The 976-nt window shown below is 73.6% G+C and carries 1 protein-coding gene; it reads right to left on the bottom strand.

Features of this window, described 5'->3' with window-relative positions; translation table 11 throughout:
• Nucleotides 1-51: 51 nt before the first annotated feature.
• A complete protein-coding gene (locus E2C05_RS32095) occupies nucleotides 52-825 on the bottom strand; it encodes an ABC transporter permease (RefSeq protein ID WP_133223634.1) in 774 nt (257 codons plus the stop codon).
• Nucleotides 826-976: the final 151 nt, after the last annotated feature.

Genomic DNA, 976 nt, shown 5'->3' with positions numbered 1-976 from the left:
GCCGCGCCGGCGGGCCCGCCCGGCGCCGGCCGCCAGCCGCCGCGACGGCCGTCACAGCGCCGCCCAGGGGAACAGCCAGCGGTTCAGCGCCTTCACCGCGAAATCGGTCAGCAGGCCGATGATGCCGATGACCACGATGCCGAAGATCATCTGGCCGGTGTCCAGCAGGCGCTGGCTGTCCATGATCATGTGCCCGATGCCGGAACTCGCCCCGATCAGCTCGGCGACGATCACATAGGTCCAGGCCCAGCCGAGGACGAGGCGCAGCGTCTCCGCCACCTGCGGCGCCGCCGCCGGGATCACCACCCGCCGCAGGATGGAGAAGGGGCGGGAGCCGAGGGTATAGGCCGCCTCCACCAGGTCCAGGCGCGTGCCGCCGGCGACGACCGCCACCATGATGACCAGCTGGAAGACGCTGCCGATGAAGATCACCGCCAGCTTCTGCGCCTCCCCCACGCCGGCCCAGAGGATCAGCAGCGGGATGAAGGCCGAGGCCGGCAGGTAGCGGGCGAAGGAGAAGAAGGGCTCGAAGAAGGCTTCCACCGGCTTGAAGGCGCCCATCAGCAGGCCGAGCGGCACGGCGATGACGGCGGCGATCAGGAAGCCGCCGACCACGCGGAAGACCGTGACCGCGATATCCCCCAGAAAACCGAACTCGGTCAGCAGCGACCAGCCGGCGGCCAGCGTCTTCCCGGGCGAGGCGAGGAAGAGCGGCGGGACCAGGCCGCCATAGGTCACCCAGGCCCAGGCGGCGAGGAAGGCGGCGAAGAAGCCGGCGCCGAGGGCGATGCGCGCGCCGGGCGCGACCGGCTTCAGCGGCCGCATCGTGCCAGGGCGCCGGGCGGTCGGGTCATGTCTCGCTCTCCAGGGCGGATGGCGGGCCGCAGCGGGGGCCGGTCCGCCGCGGGCATCCCGGCGCAGGCGGGCGCGCCGCCGCAGCCTGCCGGCATCCGCCGGCCTGCCCCGGCCCGGCCCC

This window comes from Paracraurococcus ruber, from assembly GCF_004353985.1.
Classification (GTDB): Bacteria; Pseudomonadota; Alphaproteobacteria; order Acetobacterales; family Acetobacteraceae; genus Paracraurococcus; species Paracraurococcus ruber.
This window is presented reverse-complemented; position numbering and strand designations above follow the sequence as displayed.